This is a genomic window from Stomatobaculum sp., from assembly GCF_057248925.1.
In genome coordinates, this window is record NZ_DBHIHF010000046.1 from 1 (window position 1) to 2940 (window position 2940).

Here is a 2940-nt window from a genome sequence, read left to right on the forward strand (position 1 = left end):
TGCGCCGCTCGGTGCAGCGGCCGGAGCCGAAGCCGCGACCGGTGCTGCTGCCGGTGCCACGACCGGTGCAGGTGCCGGTGCCACTGCCTGCTGGAATACCGGAGCAGCCGGAATGGTTACAACCGGTGCGCCCTGCGCGGCTGCGGTGATACCCTCTTCAACCTGTACAACATAGACCTGTCCGTTCACGGTAATGGTATAGTTCTTCATGGTATTTTCCTCCTCAGTCTATCCTTAGATGTATGTAATTCCTGTGTGATATCTCTTAACGTCTTCTTCTCTTGCTGTTGCCGCGTCTTCTGAGAGATTTGACAACCAGACCGTCAGGTCCCGGATCCTCACCTTCTGCCGCAAGTGCTGCCGCTGTCAGAACTGCGAGCATCTGTGAATCTAGCTGCGGCTCTTCGTTTGCCGCAACGGCTGCCGCCAGCACAGCGACCGTCTCAGCCGGAACGGATTCGCTTTCAACCGCGGTCTCTTCCGGCGCGGAGATGCACTGCACTTTTGTGCCTTCCGGCACCTGAGCCGCTTTGACCTGCTCCGCACTGATTCGCTGGGAGACATTCTTGGCGCTCTTCGGCATACGCTGAATTGCAGCCACCTTCTCTTTGTATTCTTTTTCTTCCTTCTCGATGGCCTCTTTCCGGCTCACCCAATCATGGATGTACTTGAAACGACTGATCAGGAAAGCAATGAAAATCAATACCGCAAAGACGGTTCCCATTCCGATAATCAGATTGAGCCCGGCGCTCTCAAATTTCTCCGCGAGTGTTTCAACCTTGCTGAAACTCAGCTCGGTGATATCACCGCTCGAGACCTGATAGCCCAGGTGTGCAACGACCTCACGATTACCGCAGTGCGCCTTGACAGTGACCAGAATATTGTCGTCATCCACTTCTTTTGCTACGGCATCATCCACCGAGGTCACATCACCGACATCTTCCCGAATGGTCTGCCAGCTTTTCAAGCCGTCTGCCATTTTGGTTTCGCCGTTTGCCTCAAACTGGTCGATGTAGTTCTGCAGCATGGCCTCATCAAAGCTCATGACAGCACTGATATTCTTCTTAGCGCCCTGTTCTGCGGAATCCAGTATTTTCTGGTCAATCTTTGCAAAGGCAGAGAACGGAATCAGAACTGCCAACGTGAGGCACAGAGCTACGGTGAGAAGAAACTGTTTTATTCTCTGCTTCATCCCGACACCCCGCTCAGACCGTGCCATGTTTCTTGGCAGGAATTTCCTCATTCTTCGTGAAGAGCATCTCAAAGGCTGCAATAACACGCTTTCTCGTTGTTTCCGGTGCAATGATGTCATCGACATAGCCGCGCTTTGCCGCGCTCATCGCCGATCCCTGCTTCTCCAGATATTGAGCCTTCTTCTCCTCGAAGAAAGCGGTCTTATTCTCAGCCTTTTCAAGCTCGGAAGCGTAGAGAATCTTGACGGCTGCGCCGGCATCAATCAGCGACAGCTCCGCATTCGGCCAAGCATAAACAATGTCTGCGACCGCCCGAGGTGCAAATACGTTTGCGAGCAGGCCTTGTGCCGTGCCGTTCAGCAGTGTCACCTTCGGCACAGTTGCCTCTGCATAGGCATTAATCAATGCCGCAACTGCCTGCGGCAGACGCTTCTCATTGCAGAGTGTCTTCTCAAAGCCCGTGCTGTTCACGACCGTGAGGAGCGGAATGCTGAACGCATCACAGAATTTTGCAAAGCGCGCCGCTTTCTCGACGCCACGGAAACAGACTTCTCCGGATGCCGCCGCAATCGCACCGACCGTGCAACCGTTCAGACGAATAAATGCTGTCGTCACCGAGCAACCGTAGTGCTGTCCCGGCTCACAGACAAAACCGTCATCCGAAATTGCGCGAAGCACGCCCGCACCGGAAGCCTGCACGACCTCCGGAACCAGACGGTTCAGGCTGTCCTCGCAGTCACCGTAGGACTCATCATCCTCATTGCTGGACGGAAGCACCCCGACCAGTGTGCGAATGCCGGCTGCGATTTCCTCCTGCGTGCCGACAAAGTCCGCCGTACCGCTCTCTTCACTCCGGAACTCTGCCGATGCTGTGTCGAGTTCTGCTTCGGTGTTGCCAGAGATTGCATTCGGCGCATGGAAAAAGAGTTTTGCTTTCTTCTCCATGAAGGTGAAATCCGCCAGTGCGGCACTGACCGAAAGGCTTCCGCCGCAAAGTCCGTATACAGCCTGAATCTGCGGAACCACGCCGCTTGCCAGTGCCTGTTCCCGATAAAGCGCGCCGAAAGCAAACAGCGCATCCGTTGCTTCCGCCAGACGCACACCGGCGCAGTCGATAAGCCCGATAACAGGCGCTCCCATCTTCACTGCCAGGCTATATAACCGGCGAATCTTCTTCGCATGCATCTCTCCGACAGAGCCACCGAAAATATTCGGATCCTGCGCGTAGATGTATACGAGCTTGCCATCGATGGTGCCGTAGCCGGTCACGACGCCGTCCGACGTTGCTTCCTCAGAAGCTGCGCCGAAGTCTGTGCTCCGCGCCGTCACATAAGCGCCGATTTCCACGAAACTGTCCTGATCCAGTATCTCGCGGATTCTCCGGGCCGCCGTCGAATCATTGATATGACTCATATTGCAACCTCCGTTATACAATTTTAACCGATTGTCATCGGTAATATTTTAGAAGTTTTGCATAAAAAAAGCAAGTACTTCGGTGTTTCTGAGGTACTTGCCTTTCTCGATATCAGCTATTGTCTGATGTGCCCAAGTTTCTGCTTCGGGTCTTACGAATGTCGCGTGACGACGCTCACTTCTCCCGTTTTCGGCAGGCGCCGCTTTCTCTTTCGTCTGCCCTTCTCTGGGGTATTCTCAGGCCGTTTCTGTCTTTGCCGTCCCCGCGTGTCACTCTGGGCTACGGTCTCTGCCGTCTGCCTGCTCTCCTCCTCTCCGTTCTCCTCGGTCGGCT

At 54.7% G+C, this 2940-nt stretch carries 3 protein-coding genes and 1 pseudogene; all 4 read right to left on the reverse strand.

Going from position 1 to position 2940, the window contains the following annotated elements; genetic code table 11:
* Positions 1-210 (reverse strand): annotated as a pseudogene (locus ACO4XG_RS10875) (acetyl-CoA carboxylase biotin carboxyl carrier protein subunit); the annotation flags it as partial.
* A 55-nt stretch (positions 211-265) separates the two neighbouring features.
* Positions 266-1192: an OadG family protein gene (locus tag ACO4XG_RS10880; RefSeq protein WP_308507993.1), complete on the reverse strand. Its 927-nt coding sequence runs from the start codon at positions 1190-1192 to the stop codon at positions 266-268.
* A 13-nt stretch (positions 1193-1205) separates the two neighbouring features.
* Entirely contained in the window at positions 1206-2606 is a 1401-nt protein-coding gene (locus tag ACO4XG_RS10885; protein WP_308507994.1) for a carboxyl transferase domain-containing protein, read from the reverse strand.
* A 152-nt stretch (positions 2607-2758) separates the two neighbouring features.
* Positions 2759-2940: hypothetical protein (locus ACO4XG_RS10890; RefSeq protein ID WP_308507995.1), on the reverse strand; the 182-nt coding region annotated here is incomplete at its 5' end.